Annotated in this window: 22 protein-coding genes and 1 pseudogene; 9 read left to right on the top strand and 14 right to left on the bottom strand. The window is 68.7% G+C overall.

The window, feature by feature from the left end:
* Positions 1-3: 3 nt before the first annotated feature.
* From H0I76_RS17935 to H0I76_RS17895, 9 genes are all read right to left on the bottom strand, one after another.
* A complete protein-coding gene (locus H0I76_RS17935; RefSeq protein WP_325166480.1) occupies positions 4-714 on the bottom strand; it encodes an ABC transporter ATP-binding protein in 711 nt (236 codons plus the stop codon).
* Complete coding sequence (locus H0I76_RS17930; protein ID WP_200613158.1) at positions 711-1457, bottom strand: ABC transporter ATP-binding protein; 747 nt, start codon at positions 1455-1457, stop codon at positions 711-713. The genes H0I76_RS17935 and H0I76_RS17930 overlap by 4 nt, the downstream gene beginning before the upstream one ends.
* Positions 1454-2572 carry a branched-chain amino acid ABC transporter permease gene (locus H0I76_RS17925; RefSeq protein ID WP_200613155.1) on the bottom strand — a complete coding sequence of 373 codons (1119 nt, stop codon included), beginning with the start codon at positions 2570-2572 and terminating at the stop codon, positions 1454-1456. The genes H0I76_RS17930 and H0I76_RS17925 overlap by 4 nt, the downstream gene beginning before the upstream one ends.
* Before the next feature lies 1 nt (position 2573).
* Positions 2574-3446, bottom strand: a complete 873-nt coding sequence (locus H0I76_RS17920; protein WP_200613152.1) for a branched-chain amino acid ABC transporter permease — start codon at positions 3444-3446, stop codon at positions 2574-2576.
* An 84-nt stretch (positions 3447-3530) separates the two neighbouring features.
* Complete coding sequence (locus H0I76_RS17915) at positions 3531-4763, bottom strand: ABC transporter substrate-binding protein (RefSeq protein WP_200613149.1); 1233 nt, start codon at positions 4761-4763, stop codon at positions 3531-3533.
* Between the two features lie 164 nt (positions 4764-4927).
* Positions 4928-5455 (bottom strand): 2,4'-dihydroxyacetophenone dioxygenase family protein, encoded by a 528-nt coding sequence (locus H0I76_RS17910; protein WP_325166479.1) that lies wholly within the window; start codon positions 5453-5455, stop codon positions 4928-4930.
* A 162-nt stretch (positions 5456-5617) separates the two neighbouring features.
* Complete coding sequence (locus tag H0I76_RS17905) at positions 5618-6580, bottom strand: hypothetical protein (RefSeq protein WP_200613146.1); 963 nt, start codon at positions 6578-6580, stop codon at positions 5618-5620.
* A 98-nt stretch (positions 6581-6678) separates the two neighbouring features.
* Positions 6679-7416 carry a hypothetical protein gene (locus H0I76_RS17900; protein WP_200613143.1) on the bottom strand — a complete coding sequence of 246 codons (738 nt, stop codon included), beginning with the start codon at positions 7414-7416 and terminating at the stop codon, positions 6679-6681.
* The gene (locus tag H0I76_RS17895) at positions 7413-8750 is read right to left on the bottom strand and encodes a glycosyltransferase family protein (protein WP_200613140.1); all 1338 of its coding nucleotides are present in this window, start codon (positions 8748-8750) and stop codon (positions 7413-7415) included. Before H0I76_RS17895 ends, H0I76_RS17900 begins: the two co-directional genes overlap by 4 nt.
* 312 nt (positions 8751-9062) lie before the next feature.
* Between H0I76_RS17895 and H0I76_RS17890 the strand changes: the two genes are divergently transcribed.
* A complete protein-coding gene (locus H0I76_RS17890; RefSeq protein WP_200613137.1) occupies positions 9063-9992 on the top strand; it encodes a hypothetical protein in 930 nt (309 codons plus the stop codon).
* 80 nt (positions 9993-10072) lie between these two features.
* Complete coding sequence (locus tag H0I76_RS17885) at positions 10073-10744, top strand: class I SAM-dependent DNA methyltransferase (protein WP_200613134.1); 672 nt, start codon at positions 10073-10075, stop codon at positions 10742-10744.
* Positions 10745-10759: 15 nt separating this feature from the next.
* Here the strand turns inward: H0I76_RS17885 and ahcY are convergent, their stop codons facing one another.
* On the bottom strand, positions 10760-12154 hold the full coding sequence (ahcY, locus tag H0I76_RS17880) for an adenosylhomocysteinase (RefSeq protein WP_200613131.1): 1395 nt from the start codon (positions 12152-12154) through the stop codon (positions 10760-10762).
* 283 nt (positions 12155-12437) lie between these two features.
* On the opposite strand from ahcY, the gene H0I76_RS17875 reads away from it, so the two are divergent.
* Positions 12438-13040 (top strand): HD domain-containing protein, encoded by a 603-nt coding sequence (locus H0I76_RS17875; RefSeq protein ID WP_200613128.1) that lies wholly within the window; start codon positions 12438-12440, stop codon positions 13038-13040.
* A 25-nt stretch (positions 13041-13065) separates the two neighbouring features.
* Here the strand turns inward: H0I76_RS17875 and H0I76_RS17870 are convergent, their stop codons facing one another.
* Entirely contained in the window at positions 13066-14610 is a 1545-nt protein-coding gene (locus tag H0I76_RS17870; protein WP_200613125.1) for a sensor histidine kinase, read from the bottom strand.
* A 203-nt stretch (positions 14611-14813) separates the two neighbouring features.
* Here H0I76_RS17870 and leuB point away from each other — a divergent pair, with 203 nt between their 5' ends.
* Positions 14814-15926, top strand: a complete 1113-nt coding sequence (gene leuB, locus H0I76_RS17865; RefSeq protein ID WP_200613122.1) for a 3-isopropylmalate dehydrogenase — start codon at positions 14814-14816, stop codon at positions 15924-15926.
* A gap of 77 nt (positions 15927-16003) precedes the next feature.
* On the opposite strand, the gene H0I76_RS17860 is transcribed toward leuB, so the two are convergent.
* Positions 16004-16366, bottom strand: coding sequence for a hypothetical protein (locus tag H0I76_RS17860; protein ID WP_200613119.1), 363 nt, complete (start codon positions 16364-16366; stop codon positions 16004-16006).
* 125 nt (positions 16367-16491) lie between these two features.
* Between H0I76_RS17860 and H0I76_RS17855 the strand changes: the two genes are divergently transcribed.
* Positions 16492-17994, top strand: a complete 1503-nt coding sequence (locus tag H0I76_RS17855; protein ID WP_200613116.1) for a YifB family Mg chelatase-like AAA ATPase — start codon at positions 16492-16494, stop codon at positions 17992-17994.
* Positions 17995-18061: 67 nt separating this feature from the next.
* Here H0I76_RS17855 and H0I76_RS17850 read toward each other — a convergent pair whose 3' ends face one another.
* On the bottom strand, positions 18062-19543 hold the full coding sequence (locus H0I76_RS17850; protein WP_200613113.1) for an NCS1 family nucleobase:cation symporter-1: 1482 nt from the start codon (positions 19541-19543) through the stop codon (positions 18062-18064).
* A 179-nt stretch (positions 19544-19722) separates the two neighbouring features.
* Between H0I76_RS17850 and H0I76_RS17845 the strand changes: the two genes are divergently transcribed.
* From H0I76_RS17845 to H0I76_RS17830, 4 genes and pseudogenes are all read left to right on the top strand, one after another.
* Positions 19723-20586 (top strand): MurR/RpiR family transcriptional regulator, encoded by an 864-nt coding sequence (locus H0I76_RS17845; protein ID WP_200613110.1) that lies wholly within the window; start codon positions 19723-19725, stop codon positions 20584-20586.
* Between the two features lie 31 nt (positions 20587-20617).
* A pseudogene (puuE, locus tag H0I76_RS17840) lies at positions 20618-21517 on the top strand (allantoinase PuuE); the annotation flags it as partial.
* A 64-nt stretch (positions 21518-21581) separates the two neighbouring features.
* Positions 21582-22412: a bifunctional allantoicase/(S)-ureidoglycine aminohydrolase gene (locus H0I76_RS17835; protein WP_200613179.1), complete on the top strand. Its 831-nt coding sequence runs from the start codon at positions 21582-21584 to the stop codon at positions 22410-22412.
* Entirely contained in the window at positions 22409-22921 is a 513-nt protein-coding gene (locus H0I76_RS17830; RefSeq protein ID WP_200613104.1) for an ureidoglycolate lyase, read from the top strand. The genes H0I76_RS17835 and H0I76_RS17830 overlap by 4 nt, the downstream gene beginning before the upstream one ends.
* A gap of 15 nt (positions 22922-22936) precedes the next feature.
* On the opposite strand, the gene bhcR is transcribed toward H0I76_RS17830, so the two are convergent.
* Positions 22937-23773, bottom strand: coding sequence for an HTH-type transcriptional regulator BhcR (bhcR, locus tag H0I76_RS17825; RefSeq protein ID WP_200613101.1), 837 nt, complete (start codon positions 23771-23773; stop codon positions 22937-22939).
* Between the last annotated feature and the right edge of the window lie 29 nt (positions 23774-23802).

Below are 23802 nucleotides of genomic sequence, written 5' to 3'. Positions count from 1 at the left end.
GTCTCACATTCCCAAATAGGCGCGGCGCACGCGCTCGTCGGCGAGCATCTCGTCGCCCGCGCCCTCGATCTCGATCCTGCCATGCTCGAGCACCCAGGCCCGGTCCGACAGCGCCAGCGCGTGGCGCACGTTCTGCTCGACCATGAGGACCGTCACCCCCTCGGCGCGGATCCTGCGGACGACGTCGAAGATCGTCTCGACCACGATGGGCGCGAGGCCGAGCGAGGGCTCGTCGAGCATCAGGACACGCGGCAGGCCCATCAGGCCGCGCCCGATCGCGCACATCTGCTGCTCGCCGCCCGAGAGGGTGCCGGCCCGCTGGTTCTCGCGCTCGCGCAGCCGCGGGAAGATCTCGAACACCTGTTCGAGCGTGCCGGCACGGGCCGACCTGGCGCGGGGATGGAGCGAGCCGAGTTCGAGGTTCTCGCGCACGCTCATCGACGGAAACAGCCTGCGGCCCTCGGGCACGAGGATGACGCCCGCCTCGACGCGCTTTTGCGGCGCGAGGCCGTCGATGCGCTCGCCCGCGACATGGATCTCGCCCTGCCAGGCCGGCAGGATGCCGGCGATCGCCCGCATCGTCGTGGTCTTGCCCGCGCCATTCGCGCCGACCACGGCGCCGATCATGCCCTCCTCGATCTCGAGGTCGAGGCCGTGGAGGATCGGCACGTCGCCATAGCCGGTGCGCAGCCCCGAGATCCTGAGCATGCTCATGACGCCGCCCCTCCGCCCGCCTCGGCGACGAAACTCTCGCCCAGATAGGCCTTGGTCACCTTGGCGTCCGAGACGATCTGGTCCGGCGCGCCCTCGGCGATCGCCTCGCCGTGATGGAGCACGTAGATCCGGTCGGAAAGGTTCATGATCACCTGCATCACATGCTCGACGATGACCATGGTGACGCCGGCGGCACGGACCCGGCCAAGCACCTCGATCATGCCCGCGACTTCCGAGGGTGTCAGGCCAGCCATCACCTCGTCGAGCAGCATGAGCTTCGGCTCGGTCGCGAGCGCCTTGGCAAGCTCGACCCGCTTGCGGCCGGCCACGGTCAGCTCGCGGCCCAGCTTGGCGGCCTGAGGCCCCAGCCCGACGAGCTCGATCACCTCGCTCGCCTTGGCGCGCGCGGCCGCGCGGTCGCGGTGATGATTGAAGGCACCGACCATCACGTTGTCGGTGACGGTCATCTCGGGGAAGGGCTTCACGATCTGGAAGGTGCGCGTCATGCCGCGCTTGCAGATGTCCGAGGGCTTGTGCCCGATGATGCTCTGCCCGTCGAAACGGATCTCGCCCTCGTCGGGCCGCAGGAAGCCCGAGATCAGGTTGAAGAAGGTCGTCTTTCCGGCGCCGTTGGGGCCGATCAGCCCCACGATCTCGCCCTGCTCGACGCGGAAGTCGACGGCGTTGACCGCCGTAAGGCCGCCGAAACGCCGGGTGACGCCCTTGGCTTCCATCAGGCTCATGCGCTCGCCTCCGCGCGGCGGCGTGCACGGGCCCGCAGCCCGGCGAGCCAGGGCAGCACGCCACCGGGCATCCCGAGAACAACGACCATCAGGAGGCAGCCATAGAGGATGATCGCAAGTCCCCCGCCGCCGCCCGCCGCCAGATAGTCGAGATAGGCGACGAACTTGTCGCCGAAGCTCATGTCGGCCGCGATCAGGGTCGAGAGCGAGGTTCCGGTGCCGCCGCCCTCGAAGATCACGCGCGTCGCCTCGCCCACGGGGATCAGGATGAAGGCGCCGACGATCGGCCCCATGACGGTGCCGGCCCCGCCGATCACCGCGCCCAGCAGGATCTCGACCGAGACGCGGCCCACGACCATGTCGTCGGGCACGATGTATTGCGTGTACTGCGCATAGAAGGTGCCGCCGAGCCCCGCCAGCGCGGCCGACAGCGCGATCGCCTGGACCTTGCAGCGCTTGGTCGGCACGCCGACGGCCTCGGCCGCGTCCTCGTCCTGTCGGATGGCGTGCAGGTAATAGCCAAAGCGCGACCGGGCGATCCATGCGACCAGCGCGATCGAGGCGAGCATCATCGCAAGGGCGATGTAGTAGTAGGGCTCCTTGCTGGTGAACTGGAACTCCCAGAAGGTGGGGTTGGGCGAGAACGGCAGCAGGATGCCATTGGCCGCGCCCACGAATTCCCAGTGCAGCAGGATCAGGCGCGTGATCTCGGCGAAGGCGACCGTCACCAGCGCGAAGAACGGCCCCTTGAGGCCGTAATGGAAGCTGATCAGCCCGAGCCCCGCGCCGACCAGCGCGGTGAAGACCGCCGCGACGAACATGCCCAGCCACGGTGTGAGGCCCAGATGGACGTAGCAGATCGTCGAGACATAGGCGCCGATGCCGAAGAACGCCGCATGGCCGATCGAGAGCTGGCCGGCGAAGCCGCCGATGATGTTCCAGGCCTGGCTCATGAAGGCGAAGAAGAAGATCAGCACGAAGATGTGCAGCAGCGCCGAGCCCGACAGCCCGCGCGGCATCACCGCGGTGACGAACTCGGATTCGGCGTAGGCGGGCAGGATCAGCAACCCGATAAGCACGGCGAGGTAGAACCAGTTGGCGCGCAGCGCTGCCATCTCAGGCCCCCTTTCCGCCGAAGAGCCCCTGCGGGCGGAACAGCAGGACAAGGATGAAGAGGACGTAGACCGCCAGATCCTTGAGCGAGGGCGAGGGCATCACCAGCGCGCCGACGCTTTCGACAACCCCGACGATCAGTGCCCCGGCCACCGCGCCGGGAATATTACCCAGCCCGCCGAGGACGACGATCACGAAGGCGACCAGCGTGAATTTCGGCCCGACCACCGGCGCCACGTAGAAGAACGGCGTCATCACGATGCCGGCGATCGCGACGCAGGCGATGCCGAGCCCGAAGGCGATCTTGTACATCCGCGCGATATCGATGCCGACAGCCTGCGCGCCCTCGTGTTCCTCGGCGCAGGCGCGCAGGGCTTTGCCGGTGTCGGTGCGCTGCAGGAAGACCCAGAGCGCCGCGCACATCCCCATCGAGATCGCGAAGGCGGCGAGGCGAGTGTAGCTGACCCGCGCGCCGGACAGATCGAACGTGGCCGAGCCATAATCGACCTTGAGGCTCTGGAAATCGGCCGAGAACAGGAACTGCGCGAGCGCCTGCATCAGGAGCGAGAGGCCCAGCGTCAGCAGGATCTGGATCGCGTGGCTCTTGCCGACGACGGGGCGGATCAGGACCCCCTGCACGGCCCAACCGATCGCGAAGAACAGTGGAAGCGCCATCACCGCGCTCAGGTAGGGGTCGATCCCGAAAAGGGCCGAGGCAAAGAACGCCCCGTACATGCCGAACATCAGGAACTCGCCATGGGCGAAGTTGATGATGTCCATCACCCCGAAGATCAGCGTCAGTCCCACGGCGACGAGGGCATAGACCCCGCCAATCATCAAGCCACTGATCAGGGCTTGCAGGTACACGTCCGACATGGCTCGGCTTCCGTCAGCTCAGACTGCGAGGGATACCAGCGCGCCCCGGCGGGGGCGCGCTGGCGCATCGTCGCATGGCGTGGCTCAGCGCGCGTCCCAGGCCGGAACCGGCCAAACCGGCTTGGTCGCGGCAACCTCGGGCGGCCACACGGTCTTGTGGACACCGTCGACGATCTGCAGAACCACCAGCTGCGCCTCAGGCGACTGGCCGCTCTCGCCGAAGCGGATGCAGTCATAGGGGAGGATGTTGTCGTCGCCGCAGATGCGGGTCTCGGCCAGGGCGTCACGCAGCTTGGCGCGGTCGGTCGAGCCGGCACGTTCGAGCGCATCACGCAGCACCATGGTGGACATGTAGGTCTCGGCCGCGTGGCCGTTCATCGGCACGCCGAACTTCTCCTCGAAGCGCTTGGCGATCTCGGCCGCGCCCGCCTTGTCGATGTCGACGTTCCACTCGCCGACCGTGAAGGTCAGGTCGGCATCCTTGGCAAGGTTGGTGATATAGGCCGGGTCGATATGGCCGGCCGAGGTGCCGACGATCGGGATGTTCACCCCCAGCTCCTTCATCGTCCGGGTGATCAGCACCGCGTCGTTGATATAGGACACCAGCAGCAGCGCGTCGGGGTTGAGGTCCTTCACCTGCGCGATGATCGAGGTCATGTCGGGCGTATCCTTGGGATACGAGATGTCGGCCAGCACCTCGAGGCCGTATTCCTTCGCCGCCTTCACCTGACCCTCGGCGGTCGAGGTGCCGAACAGCGTGTCCTCGTGCAGCAGCACGACGCTCTTGGCGGGATTGCCCGCGGCGGTCGACGTGTCGACGACGAAGCGGATCTGGTCGCGCGCGTACCACGACGCCAGCGGCGAGACCTTGAAGGTGTACTTGAAGCCGCGCCCCTCGGTGATCGAGTCGGCGATGGCGACCGGGTCGATATAGGGGACGCCAAGGCGCTCGGCCATCTGCGTCGTCGGGAAGGTCACGCCCGACTGATAGGCGCCCATGATCGCGACGACATCGCGCCGCGCCAGCTTCTCGACCTCCGAGATGCCGACATTCGGGTTGCCCTGGGTGTCACCGTCGACCATCACCAGCTTGGCGCCGCCCAGCGACTTGATCCCGCCCGCGGCGTTGATCTCCTCGATCGCAAGTTCGTGGCCGCGGCGGTTGTTGATCCCGATGGGAGCCACCGACCCCGAGAGCGGCAGGAGAATGCCTACGGGAATGTCGTCGGCGGCCATGGCCGGGCGCGGTGCGCCCATGCCGGCCGCGATGGCGAGTGCCGAGAGCGCCAGGACGGCAGACCTGCGTGAGATCGTCATGATGTCCTCCCCTTGGTGGTTGGGCCGTCCGGGCGGCCGCTTCATGTCGGGGCACAGCTTTCCGCAAGGGCAGCGAGCGGTCAACTGTTCTGGCCAATTTTTTGAAATTCGGTTTCACGGCGCCGGCGGAAGGGCGCCGGAACCGCGCGGCGGGTGATGGCCGATCAGCGGATCAGCGCCTCGACGCGCGAGCGCGGCTGCCCGCTTCGGTCGCAATGCGCAAGGGCGGCATCGAGCTTGGTGAAGACGTCCTCGTAGCCGCAGGCCACGCCGTCCGGGTCGACATAGGTGTAGCCGCCGGTCACGTGAAACAGGGTCACCATCTCCTCGACGCCCTCGGGCACGACCAGGGTATGGGTCTCGCCCGGCGGCTCGAACGCGTAACCGCCCTCGCGCGCCACCCAGTCATGCTCGAGGTAATGCCACGAGCCGCGCAGCGTGAAGGCGTGCACGGGCCCGGAATGCCGGTGGCGCGAGAGGATGCCGGATTTCCGGACCCTCAGGAGGTTGACGTAGTACCCGGCCGAGACGCAGAGCAGCAGCGGCCGGAACCAGACGTTCTCGGCCTGCGGCACCCAGTCCCCGGGGTCCGCATCGAGATCGAGCGCGCCGCCGATCAGGATGTCGGGCAGCATCGCGGTCGGCTGCGGGTGGCGATAGGCAATGGCGCGAGCGTCAGGGGTTCCGGACATCGATCTCCACTCCGCAACGGACAGGACAGGACAGGCGCGTCGCGGGGCTGCGTGCGCCGGGGCCCTAGATTGGCGCAGCGGGAATCGAGATGCCAGCCTGGCGACCGATCGGGTTGCCCTCGGCCCCGGTTCGGGCTCGGGCCTTCGCGCGAGACGGCGCGCTTACGCTTCTCGGCCCGGGAAACAGGCGGCAAGCCGCTCGACGATCTCGACCGGGGTCAGATGCGGGCGCTCCTCGGGGTAGTCGGAGAAGTCCTGGTCGAAGGGCGTTGCCGCGTCGAGACCGAGATACTCTTGCGCCAGACGCTCGTTCGACGCGGCGAACCGGGCGAGGAACTCCTCGGCCTGCGCGCGCGGCAGCAACGGCGTCCGGTCGCCTTCCTGGTCCGACAGGCAGCGCCAGAGCCGCTGGCGCAGGTCGGCATCGTTCCCGGCGCTCCCGGTGTTGAACAGCCGGATCACCTCGAGCGCCTGCCACGACGGCGAGACGTTGAGGGCGAGGTCCACGCCGCCTTCGACCCGCCCGACGCCCGCCGCGGCGCAAAAATCGTCGATGATGCTGCCGTTGAGCAGCGAGCGGCGGTCATAGACGCGCACCCTCAGCGCCTCGCGCCCGAAGGCGGCGCTCCAGTTGTCGGCGATCGCGGCGAAATCGAAATAGTAGTCACCCTTGCCCTTGCGCACCGAGAGCGGGTTCTTCTCGGCCGACCAGCCCCCCTTGAGGGCCGTGGAATGCATGCTCACGGCCATGCGGTCCTGTCGGCGGACATAGAGCACGATCTCGATCCGGTCGAAGATTGCGCCCAGCGCCTCGCGCACGGCGGCGATCCGACCCGGCAGGCGAAACTCGCTGTGAAAGAACTCGGACGAGATCACCGTCGTGGCGCAGTCCGGGGCCGCCCCGACCTCGGCGGCGAGCGCCTCGAAGATCCTGTGGTCGATCTCGCCTCGATCGCCGCGAATCGCCTGGCTGATGCCCTTGTGCACGAACAGCCCCGGCAGGCTTCCGGTCTCGGGGTAGAGCACGCCGGCCGCGCGGTACCCCTCACGGCTGCGGCCGAAATGCGCCTGGATGCTGGTCGTCCCGGTCTTTTCACTTCCGATATGAAGAACACAGCGCCGCATGGGCGGTCTCCCTGGCAGTGAGCAGTGCCGCCGAGGCGCCACCGCCGAAGCAATCCGGCTTTCGGGGGGTCACGGGCCGGCCACCGGTCGCGTCGCCCTCAGGCGGACATGAGATCAAGCGCGGCAATCCGTGCCGCGGCGCCGCCCTGCTGGTGGACGCGCAGCTCGAAGACCGCCTCGCTCAGCTCGGGGCCGATGGTCACCGGCAGCTCGACCGTGCGCGGCCCATCGAGCACGCCGGTAAGGTTCGCATGGGCGATCACCCGGTCGATGGTGGGCGAGTAGAGGTCGAACCCCAGCGCGACGCTGCCCGTCGCGTCCGGGGCCGGCGCTACCGTCCACAGCAGGCGGTAGTCGCCCGGGGTCATCCGCTTGTAGGGACCGAACATGGCCGCACCGCGCTGGTCCGACTGGACCTCGACCGCGCCGTCACGCTCGACCGCAAGGCCGAGCGCCAGCCGGAAGCCCGCCTCGGCAAAGGGCGAGCCGTAACGGCCGGGACGCAGGAAGCCATCGGACGCGTCGGCGAGCGAGCTGAAGGATTCGACCTCGCCGGCCGGGCGGGCGACCAGGGCGGGCGACGCCACCGGCTCGTCGGGACCCGCGAACAGTCCCGTCTCGCGACCCAGCACAGGCAGGATTCGCGCGTAGATCTGATCGACCCGATGCTCGAAGAACCGCACCGACATCTCGAAACGCGTCTCGCTCCGCGCGAGCCGCTGCTCGAGTTCGGCGACGCGCGCCTCCATGCGCGCCAGCTTTTTCTCGAGTTCCGAGACCTTTGCCCCGCCGCTGAAGACCGCCATCGTGCTCCGTCCGTCCAACATGTGCTTCATGCTCTCGCGATCTTTCGGCCGCGATCGTCCGTCCCCTGGGCAACGCCCGTATCAAGCCGGGTCTCGCCCGTGTCGCCGGCGCCGGCGATGCCGGCAATCAGCCGGTCGAGCCGCTGCCTCGTCGGCGCCGGCACCACGCGCTCTCGCGGCTGCGGCGCGGCGCGGCCGGACCAGCGAAGATACTGGCGGTGCAGCGCATCCGCGATCTCGTCTTCTTCCCGCCCGGGCAGGAAACTGATCGCCTCGTCGGCCTCGACCTCGCGAAACGCCTGGTAATCGGTCACGATCGACGGCACCGCGGACTGGCTTGCGCCCTTCAGCGTGCCGCTGGTCTCGCCGCAGGAGGGATACCTGAGATTGAGCTGGATGCTCGAGGTCGCCTGCAGCTGGCGGAAGGTTTCCGAGTCGACGAAATCGTGGAAAACGATCCGGTCGCCGAGGCCGAGTTCGGCCGCGGCGCCGCGCGGATCGTAGCTTCGCGGATCGGGCAGCGCCCCCACGACGCGCATCTCGATCGCGTCGAGCTCGTCGGGATCGAGCCGTGTCAGGAACCGGTGGAAGCCGCGGATCGCCTGGATCACGCGCTTGGGGCGCGACACCCATCCGAACACACCCACCACGAAGTGCGGCTCGGCCGGCGCGGCATCCGGCGTCCGTCGCGTCACCGGCGTCGCACTATGGGCCGGCCGTGGCGGCGCCAGCGGGTCGTAGTCGGGATGCGCGACCAGCCGGAAACGCGGAAGGTTCTCGGGCGCAAGCGTCGACTCGAGGGTGAGCTTGAGCGCGGCATAGAGGCTGTGCGTCCAGACCTCGTGCGCCTTCGTCAGCACATGGCCCAGCGCGTGGCTGGTGAAGTGAAAGATGTCGGACAGATACCCGTCGCGGAACTGCGACAGGAACACCGGGGTCATCGCGCCATACTGGGCCGCCAGCGATGCCTTGAGCGATTCCAGCGTGAAGCCGTGCTGATAGTGGAAGGCGAGGCTGTCGAGCAGCATCGCGCAGCACGGCTCGTGCACGACGGCGATCACGCGCCCACCCGGCAGCACCGTCAGATCGCGGAGCGCGGCGTGGATGTAGCCGTGATGCTCGTTGTTCGCGATGAAGAAGATGGCGGTGTCGCCCGGCGCCACGACATTGGGCAATGCACGGTAGGAAATGACGTCATACCCGCCGGGAACGGTGGCCGTCGTCATGTCGATGCGCCCGCTGTCGACGACGACCCGCACCCGCGTGCGCGGCACGCCCGCGCGCGCGAGGTCGCGCAGCATCAGGTTCGCATAGTCCGCCGTCCCTGTCCGCTGCGGCAGGATCGGCGTGTACAGGCTGATCATCCATCCCCTCCGCCTGCGGCATCCCGTGCCACCGGTGGACCGACGCGACGCGCCGGCAACGCTCGGGCAGAACCTGTCGCCACGCGGTCCCCGAGTAAAGCACGAAATCCGCGATCCGCCCAATTGGCGGCGGGCATGGCGGGTGCCGTGCCCGGCGATGGCCACGGGGCCACACATTCTTGCGCGTCCTGCGACCAGAGCGCGCATCTGACCCAGATCAATGCCGCCAGGGCAACACGGCGTCACAAGCGGGCCACGGCCTGGAGAGGGGAGTTCCGGGCCATCGAGATGACATACGAACGGAGAAGGACAATGAGAGGTTCAACCATCCTGACGGGCGCCGCCCTGCTGGCCGCCATGATCGCATCGCCCGCCGCAGCCGAAGGGCCGTTCGGCCTCGACCTCGAAGGCTCGTTCGGCGAGGTCGGATTCACCGACTACCGCCCGCCGATCACCAACCCGGTGTTCAACGAGACCCCCTTCATCACCACCGAGGTGAAGCCGTTCTACGCCTATCACGACATCCCGAACGACTTTCCGGCAGGCGCCGGCGATGGCGGCAACGTCAATGTCGTGGGCATCCAGGCGCGGCTTGCGATCACCGACCGGCTCGGCTTCATCGCCACGACCGACGGCTATTCCTGGATCGACTTCAAGAACAGCCTGCCTGATGCCGACGGTTGGAACGACATCGCCATCGGCCTGAAATACGCCGTGGTCAGCGACCCGGCGAACGGGCTGATCGTGACGCCCGGCCTGCGCTACACGATCCCGGTCGGCAACCTCGACACCGCGGGACTCGAGCTCAACGGGATCGACGGCGGCTATCTCAACCCGTTCGTCTCGGCCGCCAAGCTGTGGGACCGCACCCAGCTCCAGGGCATGATCGGTGCGCAGATCGCGCTCGGCGACACCGGAACCTCGACGTTCCTTGCCTCGCTGCACGGCGACTACGAGCTGTTCGACAACTTCTTCCCGGCGCTCGAGATGAACCTGTTCGTGCCGATCGACGGCGGCGACCAGATCCCGAGCTCGGCGGCGCCGCTCGACAAGCTCACGGGCGCGGACATCATCGACCTCGGATCGGCCAATCCCAACACGATCCTGACCATCGGCGGCGGCTTCCGCTATGCCGTCACCGAGAACGTCATGTTCGGCGTCGGCGCCGACGTGAACGTGCTGCAGGACAAGTACGACGCTTATGGCTGGCGCTTCCTGACGGATCTCGTGATCCATTTCTGAGCGCCTTGCGAGGCCGCGGGGCCGGGGCGGGCGACCGCCTCGGCCCTTTCCATTTCCGCGCGGGCTGCTAGGCTCGCGCCATGAGTTCCTCCGATGACGGGAAGAAGGACGCCGGCGGCTCGCTCGAGGCGGCCTATGCGTTGAAAACGCCGCAGGATTCGGTGCGGCTTTATGGCGAATGGGCGCGCGACTACGATCGCGACTTCGCCGAAAGCCATGGCTACATCTATCCGGCCGAGGTCGCCGCGCTGTTTCGCGCGCGGATGACGGACCGGAACGTGCCCGTCCTCGATATCGGGGCAGGCACGGGGCTCGTCGCCGCCGCCCTGCCGGGTATCCCGATCGACGGCGTCGACATCTCCGCCGAGATGCTCGAGGTCGCCGGCGCCAAGGGCCTCTACCGCAAGCGGATCGTCGCCGACCTGACCAGGCCCCTGCCCATGCCGGATCGCGACTATGGCGGGTTCATCAGCACCGGGACCTTCACCCATGGCCATGTCGGGCCCGGCTGCCTGCCCGAGCTGATGCGCGTGGCGGCACCCGGCGCCCTCTTCGCGCTGGGCATCAAGGAGGAGGCATTCGACGAGGCCGGGTTCGGCTCGGCCTTCGCGACGCTGGTGGCGAAGGAGGTCATTACCCCCGTCGACTTCGTGCTCGTCCCGGTCTATCGCGGCGCCGACCACGAGCATGCGGACGCGCAGGGGCTTGTCGCCATCTTCCGCCGGCGGGAAAGCGCCCCGCCGGCATCCTGACTGGTCCGCCCGGCCTCAGTAGCGGTAGTGGTCGGGCTTGAACGGGCCGACCGGCTTGACGCCGATATACTCGGCCTGCTGGTCCGAGAGCCTCGTGAGCTTCACGCCGAGCTTCTCGAGATGGAGCCGGGCCACCTTCTCGTCGAGATGCTTGGGCAGGACGTAGACCTTGTTCTCGTACTGCTCGCCCTTGGCGAACAGCTCGATCTGACCCAGTACCTGGTTGGTGAAGCTCGCCGACATCACGAAGCTGGGATGACCGGTCGCGTTGCCGAGGTTCAGGAGCCGCCCTTCGGAAAGCAGGATCATCCGCTTGCCGTCCGGGAACTCGACCATGTCGACCTGCGGCTTGATGTTCGTCCACTTGAAGTTCTTGAGGCCGGCGACCTGGATCTCGTTGTCGAAGTGGCCGATGTTGCCGACGATGCACATGTCCTTGAGCTTGCGCATGTGATCGACGGTCACGACGTCCTTGTTGCCGGTCGCGGTGATGACGATGTCGGCGCGCGGCGCGGCTTCCTCGAGGGTGACGACCTCGTAGCCGTCCATCGCGGCCTGCAGCGCGCAGATCGGGTCGATCTCGGTCACCAGCACGCGTGCGCCCGCGCCCTTGAGCGACGCGGCCGAGCCCTTGCCGACATCGCCGTAGCCGCAGACCACGGCCACCTTGCCGGCCATCATCACGTCGGTGCCACGGCGGATGCCGTCGACCAGGCTTTCCTTGCAGCCGTACTTGTTGTCGAACTTCGACTTGGTGACGCTGTCATTGACGTTGATCGCCGGGAACGGCAGGCGGCCCTTCTCCATCAGCTGGTAGAGCCGGTTGACGCCGGTCGTCGTCTCCTCGGTCACGCCCTTGATGGCGTGGCGCTGCTTCACGAACCAGCCGGGGCTCGCCTTCATGCGCTTGCGGATCTGGGCGAAGAGGTATTCCTCCTCCTCCGAGCCCGGGTTCGACAGGATGTCCTCGCCCTCCTCGGCGCGGGCGCCGAGCAGGATGTACATCGTCGCGTCCCCGCCATCGTCGAGGATCATGTTCGAGGGCTGCCCGTCCGGCCACTGGAAGATCGCGTCGGTGTAGGTCCAGTAATCCTCGAGTGTCTCGCCCTTGACCGCGAAGACCGGGACGCCGGCGGCGGCGATGGCGGCGGCGGCATGGTCCTGGGTCGAGAAGATGTTGCACGACGCCCAGCGCACCTCGGCGCCCAGCGCGACCAGCGTCTCGATCAGGACGGCGGTCTGGATCGTCATGTGCAGCGAACCGGTGATCCGCGCGCCCTTGAGGGGCTTCGCGTCGCCGAACTCGGCGCGGCAGGCGATCAGGCCCGGCATCTCGGTCTCGGCGATCTCGATCTCCTTGCGGCCGAAATCGGCGAGCGCGATGTCCTTGACGACGTAATCGGCGGTCATGGGAGCTCCTGGGGTTCTGTCGGTCTCACGGTCAGCGGCTCACCTAGCATCAGGCCCCAGTTTCGGCAATGCGCTGTCACGCGCCGCGCGCCGGGCCGTGACAATTCCCGCACAAGCAGCGCGGCCGGGCACCAAGTTAGCGCCGCCCCGGTGGTGTAGGTCCAGAGCCGGCTCGGCGGCGTGCATGGCGTGCTCGAGATCTGACGCGCCACCGCCGCGTGCCGCCATTTACTTGCCTCCCGCCAGCCGCTAGGCAGTCCGCGCGGCTGAGACGGGGAGAGTGATGGCGGCACGCGCTTGGCAGCGGATGCTTTCGGGACGGCGGCTCGACCTGCTCGACCCATCGCCGCTGGATGTCGAGATCGAGGACATCGCTCATGGCCTGGCCCGCGTCGCACGCTGGAACGGCCAGACCACGGGCGACCATCCTTTCACCGTGGCCGAGCACTCGCTGCTGGTCGAGCGCATCTTCGGTGAACTGAAACCGAAGGCGCTCGCGGCCGAGCGGCTGACGGCCCTGCTGCACGACGCGCCGGAATACGTGATCGGAGACATGATCTCGCCCTTCAAGGCCGCGCTCGGACTCGATTACAAGGCATTCGAGAGCCGCCTGATGGCCGCCGTCCACATCCGTTTCGGGCTGGCCCCGGCGACACCGGAAAAGCTCGAGAAGCAGATCAAGCGCGCCGACCGACTGTCCGCCTGGTTCGAGGCGACCCAGCTCGCGGGTTTCAGCCCGAGCGAGGCCGCGAAGCATTTTCCCCGGCCGCGCGCCGCATGGGCCGAGCAGGTCAAGCTCGCGCCGCGCCCGATCAACGAGGTGCAGGACGCGTTTCTCGCCCGTTTCGATGTGCTCTCGAAGGCAGTGGCCGCCGCGGGACAATGAGGCAAGACAGGCGGCTGTCCGGCGCTTACGACTGCGGCGTGTCGCCGTTGTCCTCGTCGGCGAAGGGCAGGCGCAGCGCAATGGTGAAGCGGCTGCCATGCGGCGCCTCGGACTCGACGCGGATCGCGCCGCCCATCGCCTGGATCAACCGCGCGCTGATCGCGAGGCCAAGGCCCACGCCGCCCACGCGCCCTGCAGCACCGTCCCGGATCTGGTAGAACTCGCCGAAGATCGCCTCGCGCTGGTCGGCGGGAATGCCGATGCCGGTGTCCGCCACCCACAGCGAGAGATACGCGGCATTGGGCCCGAGCTCGGTCGCAAGGCCCAGGGTGACAGTGCCGCGCTCGGTGAACTTGATGGCATTGGTCAGCAGGTTCAGCACGATCTGCTTGAGCCGGACGGCATCGCCAAGCAGCGCCGGCAAGGGTACGGCGGCCCCCTCGCGCCGCAGCTCGAGCCCCTTTTCGCGCGCCGGCTGCTCGACCATGGCGATGCACTCGTCGAGAAGTTCGGGCAACGAGAAGGGCTCGACCTTGATATCCGACGTCTCGGCCGTGATGCGGCTGACATCGAGGGCATCGTCGATGAGGCGAAGGAGCATCCGGCCCGAGGTCGAGATCAGCCCGACCTGCGCCTGCTCGCGTTCGCCAAGCTCCGCCCGCTCGAGCAGCGCCGAGACGCCGAGAATACCGTTGAGCGCGTTGCGCATCTCGTGGCTGAGGCGCGCAACGAAGGAGCTCTTGCGCCGGCTCGCCTCCTCCGCCTCGCGGCGCGCGTCCTCGACCTCGCGCCGACGGCGCAGGTCCGTCGTGACATCCCGAAGCGTCAGCACCGACGCGCCGCCGCCCGGGAGCATCGCCTTGTTCACGTCGACCGTGCGGCCGTCGAACATGTTGCGCACCACGCGGCTGCGCGAGGGATCCGAGAGGAACCGGTAGCGGCGGTCGATCTCGGTCTTGCGCCCGGCCTCGCTGAGGCCGTCGAGATCGGCGAAGTGCCGCGCAAGCTCCGAGAAATGCACGCCCCAGTGTACCGCGCCACGAGGTACGCCCATGAGATCGAGGAAGCGGTCGTTGAACGCGATGAACCGGCACGAGGCGTCGACCAGCGCGACGCCGTCGGTGATGTTGGCGAGAATCGAGGCCATGAGCGCGCGCTGGCGCTCGAGCTCGCGCTCGCGCTCGTCGGCCTCGGTCAGTTCGACATGGATGCTGATCATCCCGCCATCGGGCAGGTCGCGCCGGGTGATGCGGATCAGCCTGCCATTGCGAAGGCGCCGCGTCTCGACGCGGTTCTCGGGCGTGCGCCAGCCGGCGAGCCGGCGTGCCACCTCGGCATCGACGCCGCGGGAGCCGGTGTCCAACATGCCACGTCCCGTCAGGGTCCTGAGCACGTTCTCGAGCGTGTCGCCGGCCTTGATCTCGTCTGCGTCAAGTTCGAAGAGCCGCGCATAAGCGCGATTGAAGGCGACGACACGAAGATCGGCGTCGAACAGCATGATGCCGTCGGAAAGGTCATCGAACACCTCGCCGAGGGTCACGAGATTCCGTCCCTCAACATGCTGATCCATTCGGAAGCTCATCCACTCACACGCACAATGCAGGCCCCGAGGCCTGCGATCGGATCGACGCGCGCCAATCTCCACCCTTCAGCATGATCACACGCGGAGATTACCAGAATACTCACACTTCACCACCATTGCGCAGCCGGGCCTTGCCATTCGCGGCCGGATCGCACAAAACCCCGCGCAAAATTATGTCCGGAGTGCGACCAATGACGCCCATTAAACTGCTGATCCTGCCCGGTGACGGCATCGGCCCCGAAGTGATGCTCGAGGTCCGCAAGGTGATTGACTGGTTCGCCAGCAATCGCGGCCTCGCCTTCGAGATCGACGAGGACCTGGTCGGCGGTGCCTCCTACGACGTGCATGGCACGCCGCTCACCGACGCGGTGATGGACAAGGCGCAGTCGGTCGACGCGGTGCTTCTGGGCGCGGTCGGCGGGCCGAAATACGACGTGCTCGACTTCAGCGTGAAGCCCGAGCGCGGGCTGCTGCGCCTGCGCAAGGAGATGGACCTCTACGCCAACCTGCGCCCGGCGCAGTGCTTCGACGCGCTGGCCGAGTTCTCGTCGCTCAAGCGCGACGTGGTCGCGGGCCTCGACATCATGATCATCCGCGAGCTGACCTCGGGCATCTATTTCGGCGAGCCGCGCGGCATCGTCACCGAGGGCAACGAGCGCGTCGGCATCAACACCCAGCGCTACACCGAGGCCGAGATCGCCCGCGTCGCCCGCTCGGCCTTCGAGCTCGCGCGCAAGCGCGGCAACAAGGTCTGCTCGATGGAGAAGGCCAACGTGATGGAGTCGGGCGTGCTCTGGCGCCAGGTCGTCCAGGAGGTGCACGACACCGAATACGCCGATGTCGAGCTTTCCCACATGTATGCCGACGCGGGCGCGATGCAGCTGGTGCGCTGGCCCAAGCAGTTCGACGTGATCGTCACCGACAACCTGTTCGGCGACCTTCTGTCGGACGCGGCGGCGATGCTGACCGGCTCGCTGGGGATGCTGCCCTCGGCCTCGCTCGGCGCGCCGATGGAGAACGGCCGGCCCAAGGCGCTCTACGAGCCGGTGCACGGCTCGGCGCCCGACATCGCCGGGCAGGGCAAGGCCAACCCCATCGCCTGCGTCCTGAGCTTCGCCATGGCGCTGCGCTACTCCTTCGACCTCGGGGACGAGGCGGACCTGCTCGAGGCCTCGGTCAACGACGTCCTGGCCAAGGGCTTGCGCACGCCGGATCTCGGTGCGGGCGAGGGCACCCGCACGGTGGGCACCGCCGAGATGGGCGACGCCATCGTCGAGGCGCTGAGCGAGCGCCAGTCGGCCTGAGCTTCCAGCCCCCTTTTCACGCGTGAAAAGGGGGTTACCACCCTGATAAAAAACATTTTTCATACAAGGCATCGAAGTCACGGCGCGAGATCGACCTCGACCGTGGCGCCGCCCCAGCCATGCACGCTGTCGCGTGCCTCGACACTGACGCGGCTCACGCCGGCGGGGATAACGACACCGGACAGCGAGCGGGTGAAGGGTTGCTCGTTCACGTGGGGGTGCGCGAGTTCGCGCGTATCGTAGACCGTGCCGTCGGGGCCGACCACGCGCCAGGCGTCGGCATAATGGTCCCAGCCCTCATCTGCATGAGCGACGGTGACGTCGAACCGCCAGGACGCGCCGCTGCGCACCGCCGTCGCGCCAACGACATCGGCCTGGCCCGCCGCGGCGAGTGACGGCAGGGCCGCGAGCGTCATGATCAGAAGCAGGCGAAGGTTCATCGGGCTCTCTCTTGGCTGGGCGTGGCCACCATGCGACGAAAGATTGCCGCATGGAGCTTTAAACGGCAGTTAACCATGCACGGGCACCTGATGCGACAGCGTCCTGTGCCATTGCGGGTGATCCCATGCTTGCGCGCGTCCACACGGTTGCGTTCCTGGGCGTCGAGGCGAGGCCGGTCGAGGTCCAGTGCGTGGTCTCGCCGGGTCTGCCGGCCTTCCAGATCGTCGGGCTGCCGGACAAGGCGGTCTCGGAATCGCGCGAGCGGGTGCGCGCGGCGTTGACCGCCTGCGGGCTGGCCCTGCCACCGCAGCGGATCACGGTGAACCTGTCGCCGGCAGACCTGCCCAAGGCCGGGTCGCATTTCGACCTGCCGATCGCGCTGGCGCTGATGGCGGCGCTGGAGGTGATCCCCAGGGACGAGGCCGAGGCCGTGCTGGCGCTGGGCGAGCTGTCGCTCGACGGGCAGATCCGGGCGGTCCAGGGGGCGCTGCCGGCGGCGCTCGCAGCCGCCGAGATGGACAAGGCGCTGGTCTGCGCCGCGGCCTCGGGGCCCGAGGCGGCCTGGGTCGGCGCGGCCGAGATCCTGGCGCCCGACAGCCTGCTGGCGCTGACCAACCATTTCCGCGGGCGGACGGCGCTGATCCCGCCGGAGCCCGGCACCGTCAGCGCCCGGCGCAACGGCACCGACCTACTGGACGTGAAGGGGCAGGAGGGCGCGCGCCGCGCGCTGGAGGTTGCCGCCGCAGGAAACCACAACATCCTGATGGTGGGCGAGCCGGGCTCGGGCAAGTCGATGCTGGCGACACGCCTCACCTCGATCATGCCGCCGCTCACCCCGCGCGAAGCGCTGGAGGTGTCGATCATCCATTCGCTGGCAGCCGAGCCCGGCGACGGCGGGATGATGCGCGAGCGGCCCTACCGCTCGCCGCATCACTCGGCCTCGATGGCCGCGATGGTCGGCGGCGGACGCAACGCCAAGCCCGGCGAGATCAGCCTGGCCCACCGGGGCGTGCTGTTCCTCGACGAACTGCCCGAGTTCGCCCGCCCCGTGCTCGAGGCCCTGCGCCAGCCGATCGAGACCGGCGAGGCGGTGGTGGCCCGGGCCGAGGCCCATGTGAAATACCCCGCGCGCTTCCTGCTGGCGGCAGCGATGAACCCGTGCCGCTGCGGCTATCTGGGCGACGCCGCGCGGTCCTGCTCGCGCGCGCCGAAATGCGGCGCGGACTACATGGCGCGCCTGTCGGGGCCGCTGATCGACCGCTTCGACATCCGCATCGAGGTGCCGCCGGTGACGCCCGAGGTGCTGGCGCTGCCGACCCATGCCGAGGGCTCGGCCCGGGTCGCGGCGCGGGTGGCGCAGGCCCGCGCCGCCCAGGCCGGGCGCGGCACGGGGGACGCGCCGGTGACCAATGGCGAGCTGGATGGCGAGGCGCTGGAACGGGTCAGCCGGCCCGACGACGCGGGCCGGCAGCTTCTGCAGGCGGCGGCCGAGAAGCTGCGGCTTTCGGCCCGCGGCTATCACCGGGTGCTGCGGCTCGCGCGCACGATCGCCGATCTCGACGGCGCCGATGCCGTGCGCAAGCCCCATATCGCCGAGGCCGTGGGCTATCGCCGGGCGCTGAGCTGAGGCCCGGCACGCGAAAGGGGCCGCGCCCGGCGATGGGCGCGGCCCCGTATCTGGCGCGATGGCGGCCTCAGAAGCTGGACGAGCCCGCCGCAGTCGCCGCCGCGGTCACGGCATGGCCGGCGCGGCGCATCAACACCACGTGGAGCGTGCCGCCCAGCACGGCGCCGATCACCCAGCCGAAGCCCGACAGATCGCTCAGCGCCGGCACCCAGACCGTGGCGACCGAGAACACCGCCGAGATGCCGAAGGCGGCGATGGCAATGCGGTTCCAGCCGGCGTTGTAGTGATAGGCGCCCTCGGGGCTGGACGAGAACAGGTCCTGCAGCTCGACCTTCTGCTTGCGGATCAGGTAGTAGTCCGCCACCAGGATGCCGTAGAGCGGCGCGAGGAAGGCACCCAGCGTGTCGACGAAGCCGGCGATGCCTATCTCGGAGATCAGCGAGACCCACAGCGCGCCGATGAAGAAGGCGATCACCGCGGTCATGATCCCGCCGGTCTTCGCGCTGATCTTCGAGGGCGCGAGGTTCGCGAGGTCATAGGCCGGCGGGATGAAGTTCGCGACCAGGTTGATGCCGACCGTCGCCGCGAAGAAGGTGATCGCCGCGATCACGGTGAGCCAGATGTTGTCAACGCGCTCGACGATATCGGCCGGGTTGGTCAGCCGCTCGCCGAACAGCACGACGGTGCCCGCGGTGATGAAGAGCGCGATGAACGAGAAGAAGGCCATCGACACCGGCAGACCCCAGAAATTGCCGCGCCGCATCTGCGCTTCGGTCTTCACGAAGCGCGAGAAGTCGCCGAAGTTGATCACGACGGCGGCGAAATAGGCGATCATCGTGCCGGTGATGGCGAAGAAGGCGGCAACCGGTCCGCGCGGATCGGTGCTGGCACCGCCCTGGAAGATGTTGCCAAGCTCGGCCAGCAGGCCGTTGCCGGCCTTCCACCAGATCGCCAGCATCAGCGCGATCATCACCGCATAGACGAAGGGCCCCGCCCAGTTGAGGAAGCGCCCGACCCAGTCGATGCCCATCATGAAGAGGCCCAGCTGGAACACGCAGACGATGATGTACGAGACCCAGCCGACACCGGTCATGCCGAGGAACTCGGCGCCGCCCTCGATGCCCAGCACCGAGCGGATCAGGAGCGCCACGGCGGTCGAGGCGAAATAGGTCTGCACGCCATACCAGAAGATCGCGACGATGCCGCGCACCAGCGCCGGGAACTTGGCGCCCTCGACCCCCATCGCGGCGCGCGCCATGACCGGGTAGGGCACGCCATACTTGACCGAGGGCCTGCCGGTGAGGTTCACCAGCCACATGACGAAGGCGCCGGCGAGCACGATCGCCGTGAGGGTCCACCAGCCGTTGAGCCCGTAGCTGATGAACAGCGAGGCCGCGAGCGTGTAGCCGAACAGGCTCTGTATGTCGTTGTTCCAGACGTTGAAGATCTCGAAGGCGCCCCAGCGGCGACGCTCGGGCGGCAGCGGCGCGAGGTCCTCGTTCCAGAGGGCGCCATCCTTGGAAGTGATGTCATAGTGGTTGTGCGTCATCTCGGCCTCTCTGTGGGCGGCGCGACGGCGGCTTGCTGCGCTTCTGGCTGCCCCGTGGGTCAATGGCGTGATGTGAAAAGGTTGCAAATAAATTTCCAAAATGTCAATATATTTGGAAATGTCATTCCAATCTCACCATGCGACGCGACCGAAACCTGCCGCCGACCCGAGGGCCAGACATGAACAAGCCTCTGAAATCGCTGGTCGACATCATCCACCAGGCCTATGACGGGCTGAGCGGCCGCGAGCGGCAGGTGGCGGATTTCATCCTCGAATCACCGGGCGAGGTCAGCATGTACCCGGCCTCGGAACTGGCGCGGCTGGTCGGGGTCTCGAACTCGACGGTGACGCGGTTCGTCCAGCGCGCGGGGTTCGAGAGCTATGACGAGATGCGGCTGGCGGCGCGCGAGGCGCGCAACTGGGGCTCGCCGCTGTTCCTCGCGCCGCGCGAGGGCGAGGCGCGGCCCGGCAAGGGCGCAGACGCACTGATCGCCGAGTTCGCCGAGGCCGAGATGGCGGCGCTGCGCCACGGGCTCGAGCAGGTCTCGCCCGCGCTCCTCGACGAGATCGCCGGCGCCCTGTCGGGAGCGCGGCGGCTGGGCTTCCTGGGCTTTCGCAACAGCCATTACTTCGCCGCCTATGCGCGCTGGCAGTTCGTCCAGTTCCGGCCCGACACCCGGCTCCTGCCCGGCCCGGGCGAGACCCTGGCCGAGGGGCTGGCCGATTTCGGCCCCGAGGACGTGGTCGTGGTGGTAGGCGTACGCCGGGTCGTGGGCGCGCTGCCGCGTGCGCTGAAGGCGCTGGACGGGCGCGGGGTGCGGGTGTTGCTGATCACCGACCCCTCGGCGCGCGGCATGCCGGCGCTGGCGCGCTGGACCATCACCTGCCCGGTCGAGAACCCGCATGTGCTCGACTCCTATGCCGGCGTGCTGGCGGTACTGCGGCTCCTGGCGGTCGCGACCATGCGCCGGTCGGGCAAGGCCGGGCGCGAGCACCTGGAATGGATCGAGACGCAGCACGAGGCCCTGGGCGAGTTCGACTGAGCCCCGCGCCCGAACGCAGAAGGAGACCGCCATGACACGCTACCCCCGCGACCTGAGAGGTTACGGCCGGACGCCGCCCGACCCGCGCTGGCCCGGGGGCGCGCGCATCGCGCTGCAGGTGGTCGTCAACTACGAGGAGGGCGGCGAGAACTGCATCCTGCATGGCGACCCAGCCTCGGAGGCGTTCCTGTCCGAGATCGTGGGGGCGCAGGCCTGGCCGGGCATGCGCCACATGAACATGGAATCGATCTACGAGTACGGCGCCCGCGCCGGGTTCTGGCGGCTGTGGCGGACGCTGACGGCGCGCCGCGTCCCGGTCACGGTCTACGGCGTCGCCACGGCGCTGGCGCGCAGCCCCGAGCAGGTGGCCGCGATGCGCGAGGCAGACTGGGAGATCGCGAGCCACGGGCTGAAATGGATCGAGTACCGCGACTTCAGCCGCGCCGAGGAAAAGGCGCACATGGACGAGGCGATCCGCATCCACACCGAGGTCACCGGCGCCCGGCCACGGGGCTGGTATACCGGGCGCTGCTCGGAGAACACGCTCGATCTGGTGATGGAGGAGGGCGGCTTCGCCTATTGCGCGGACAACTACGCCGACGACCTGCCCTACTGGGTGCGGGGGCCCAAGGGGCCGTTCCTGATCGTGCCCTACACGCTCGACACCAACGACATGCGCTTTGCCACGCCGCAGGGCTTCAACTCGGGCGACCAGTTCTTCAGCTATCTCAGGGACAGCTTCGACGTGCTCTACGCCGAGGGCGAGGCGGGCGCGCCCAAGATGCTGTCGGTCGGGCTGCACTGCCGCCTTGCCGGGCGGCCGGGCCGGGCGGCCGCGCTGGCGCGGTTCCTCGACTACGCCGCCGGGCACGAGGGCGTCTGGTTCGCCCGGCGCATCGACATTGCGGAGCACTGGCACCGCGAGCACCCAGCGGAGAACCTCGATGCCTGAGGACCACACCCCCACCGACGCGAGCCAGCAACACGGAGCGAGCATGAGCGACAGGACCTACTACGCCCCGAGCGGCGGCCATCCCGGCCAGGCCGAGCTGCTGACCGGCCGGGCGGTGTTCACCGAGAGCTATGCCGTCCTGCCCAAGGGCGTGATGCGCGACATCGTCACCAGTCGCCTGCCGCACTGGGACGGAACCCGCGCCTGGATCATCGCCCGGCCGATGACGGGGTTTGCCGAGACCTTCTCGCAATACATCCTCGAGGTGCTGCCCGGCGGCGGCAGCGACCGGCCCGAGCCCGATCCGGGCGCCGAGGGCGCGCTGTTCGTCGTGGACGGCACGGTCAGCCTCAGCCTCGACGGCACGCAGCACCGGCTCGAGCCGGGTGGTTTCGCCTATATCCCCCCGGGCGCCGAGTGGCGGCTGAGAAACGACGGCGCGGCGCCGGCGCGGTTCCACTGGATCCGCAAGGCCTACGAGCCGGTCGAGGGCCTGCCCGTGCCGAAGCCGCTGGTCACCAGCGACGCCGCGGTCGCGCCCTCACCGATGCCGGGCACGAACGGCGCCTGGGCCACGACCCGCTTCGTCGACCCCGACGATCTTAGCCACGACATGCATGTCACCATCGTCACGCTGGAGCCCGGCGCCTGCATTCCCTTCCTCGAGACGCATGTGATGGAGCACGGGCTCTATGTGCTCGAGGGCAAGGGCGCCTACCGGCTCAACCGCGACTGGGTCGAGGTCGAGGCCGGCGATTTCATGTGGCTGCGCGCCTTCTGCCCGCAGGCCTGCTATGCCGGAGGGCCCGGCAGGTTTCGCTACCTCCTCTACAAGGACGTGAACCGCCACCCCAAGCTGAGGCCGGGGGCATGAGCGCGCGGGTCGACGAGCGGATCGCGATCCTGCCCCTGACGGCGGACGCCTTCGCGCCCTTCGGCGAGGTGCTGGAGATCGCGGGCCCGCCCGATTTCGCGTTCAACGCCGGGATGGCGCAGCGCTGGGCGGCGCGCGCCCTGCCCGAGGTGACGGGCGAGGGCGGGCGCGTCGCCATCAGCCTGGCCCGGGCCGAGCCCTACCGGCTGCCGTTGCAGCTGGACCTCGTCGAGCGCCACCCGCTGGGAAGCCAGGCCTTCATGCCGCTGTCGGCCGAGCCCTTCCTTGTCGTGGTCGCGGCCGACGAGGGCGGACGGCCCGGGCGGCCGCGCGCCTTCCTGACCAACGGCGCGCAGGGCGTGAACTATCGCCGCAACGTCTGGCATGGCGTGCTGACGCCGCTGGACCGGCCGCAGGACTTCCTGATCGTCGACCGGACCGGCCCCGGCGACAACCTTCAGGAGCACCACTTCGCCCGCCCCTGGCTGATCTGCACCGACGACGCCTGAGCCGCAGCCCGCGGATCAGCCGTGGCCGGGGGGCGGCGCGCCGCCGGTCAGCCGGGTGATATCGTCGGCCGCGCGGCGCACCCGGGCGCCGAGGCCTGCCAGCGCGCGGTCGCCGAAGCGCACCGCGGGGCCCGAGATCGAGACCCCGGCCACCGGCTCGCCATAGGCGTTGAAGATCGGCGCGGCGATGCAGCGCATGCCGTCGAAGCGTTCCTCGTCGTCGAGCGACCAGCCGCGGCGCCGCGTCTCCTCGAGATCGGCGCGCAGCGCGTCGGGGGTCGACAGCGTCTTGGCGGTGAAGGCCGGCAGGCCGCGCTGCGCCACGATCTGCTCGACCCGGCGCGGGGCGAACTCGGAGAGCAGCGCCTTGCCGATGCCCGAGGAATGCATGTGCACCCGCGTGCCCGCGCGGAAGAAGGCGCGGATCGGGTTCTGCGTGTCGACCTGGCTGAGAAACACCACCTCGCCGTCATCGGCGATGGCGAGGTTCGCGGTCTCGCCCGTCTCGTCGACCAGCCGGCGCATCACCTCGCGGCTGACATCGACCAGGTTCGAGCGCTGCACGAAGGCCGAGCCGATGCGGAACGCCTCGACCCCGATCATCCATTCCTGGGTGGCGTCGGCGAACTCGACGAGCCCATGCGCGGCGAGCGTGGCAAGGAGCCGGTGGGCCGAGGAGGGCGGCATCTCGGTCTGCGCGGCCAGGTCCGAGAGCGTGGCCTTGCCCCCGCGCGCCAGGGCGCGCAGCAGCACAACCGCGCGGTCGAGCGCCTTGACGGTGGCGCCCTGCGCCTCGGGCTCGACCGTCCGCGGCCGCCCGCGCGCCCGCCGCCGCACCTGTCGTTCCGCCATGCCAATCCCCTTCGTTTCCGCCCTGCCGG

It is taken from the genome of Thermohalobaculum xanthum (genome assembly GCF_016623495.1).
GTDB classification, from domain to species: domain Bacteria; phylum Pseudomonadota; class Alphaproteobacteria; order Rhodobacterales; family Rhodobacteraceae; genus Thermohalobaculum; species Thermohalobaculum xanthum.
This window is presented reverse-complemented; position numbering and strand designations above follow the sequence as displayed.

What these genes read in the sequence shown, in the direction of transcription:
- H0I76_RS17935 (WP_325166480.1), bottom strand. Translation starts at nt 714, where the DNA reads ATGAGCATGCTCAGGATCTCGGGGCTGCGCACCGGCTATGGCGACGTG.
- H0I76_RS17930 (WP_200613158.1), bottom strand. Translation starts at nt 1,457, where the DNA reads ATGAGCCTGATGGAAGCCAAGGGCGTCACCCGGCGTTTCGGCGGCCTT.
- H0I76_RS17925 (WP_200613155.1), bottom strand. Translation starts at nt 2,572, where the DNA reads ATGGCAGCGCTGCGCGCCAACTGGTTCTACCTCGCCGTGCTTATCGGG.
- H0I76_RS17920 (WP_200613152.1), bottom strand. Translation starts at nt 3,446, where the DNA reads ATGTCGGACGTGTACCTGCAAGCCCTGATCAGTGGCTTGATGATTGGC.
- H0I76_RS17915 (WP_200613149.1), bottom strand. Translation starts at nt 4,763, where the DNA reads ATGACGATCTCACGCAGGTCTGCCGTCCTGGCGCTCTCGGCACTCGCC.
- H0I76_RS17910 (WP_325166479.1), bottom strand. Translation starts at nt 5,455, where the DNA reads ATGTCCGGAACCCCTGACGCTCGCGCCATTGCCTATCGCCACCCGCAG.
- H0I76_RS17905 (WP_200613146.1), bottom strand. Translation starts at nt 6,580, where the DNA reads ATGCGGCGCTGTGTTCTTCATATCGGAAGTGAAAAGACCGGGACGACC.
- H0I76_RS17900 (WP_200613143.1), bottom strand. Translation starts at nt 7,416, where the DNA reads ATGAAGCACATGTTGGACGGACGGAGCACGATGGCGGTCTTCAGCGGC.
- H0I76_RS17895 (WP_200613140.1), bottom strand. Translation starts at nt 8,750, where the DNA reads ATGATCAGCCTGTACACGCCGATCCTGCCGCAGCGGACAGGGACGGCG.
- H0I76_RS17890 (WP_200613137.1), top strand. Translation starts at nt 9,063, where the DNA reads ATGAGAGGTTCAACCATCCTGACGGGCGCCGCCCTGCTGGCCGCCATG.
- H0I76_RS17885 (WP_200613134.1), top strand. Translation starts at nt 10,073, where the DNA reads ATGAGTTCCTCCGATGACGGGAAGAAGGACGCCGGCGGCTCGCTCGAG.
- ahcY (WP_200613131.1), bottom strand. Translation starts at nt 12,154, where the DNA reads ATGACCGCCGATTACGTCGTCAAGGACATCGCGCTCGCCGATTTCGGC.
- H0I76_RS17875 (WP_200613128.1), top strand. Translation starts at nt 12,438, where the DNA reads ATGGCGGCACGCGCTTGGCAGCGGATGCTTTCGGGACGGCGGCTCGAC.
- H0I76_RS17870 (WP_200613125.1), bottom strand. Translation starts at nt 14,610, where the DNA reads ATGGATCAGCATGTTGAGGGACGGAATCTCGTGACCCTCGGCGAGGTG.
- leuB (WP_200613122.1), top strand. Translation starts at nt 14,814, where the DNA reads ATGACGCCCATTAAACTGCTGATCCTGCCCGGTGACGGCATCGGCCCC.
- H0I76_RS17860 (WP_200613119.1), bottom strand. Translation starts at nt 16,366, where the DNA reads ATGAACCTTCGCCTGCTTCTGATCATGACGCTCGCGGCCCTGCCGTCA.
- H0I76_RS17855 (WP_200613116.1), top strand. Translation starts at nt 16,492, where the DNA reads ATGCTTGCGCGCGTCCACACGGTTGCGTTCCTGGGCGTCGAGGCGAGG.
- H0I76_RS17850 (WP_200613113.1), bottom strand. Translation starts at nt 19,543, where the DNA reads ATGACGCACAACCACTATGACATCACTTCCAAGGATGGCGCCCTCTGG.
- H0I76_RS17845 (WP_200613110.1), top strand. Translation starts at nt 19,723, where the DNA reads ATGAACAAGCCTCTGAAATCGCTGGTCGACATCATCCACCAGGCCTAT.
- H0I76_RS17835 (WP_200613179.1), top strand. Translation starts at nt 21,582, where the DNA reads ATGAGCGACAGGACCTACTACGCCCCGAGCGGCGGCCATCCCGGCCAG.
- H0I76_RS17830 (WP_200613104.1), top strand. Translation starts at nt 22,409, where the DNA reads ATGAGCGCGCGGGTCGACGAGCGGATCGCGATCCTGCCCCTGACGGCG.
- bhcR (WP_200613101.1), bottom strand. Translation starts at nt 23,773, where the DNA reads ATGGCGGAACGACAGGTGCGGCGGCGGGCGCGCGGGCGGCCGCGGACG.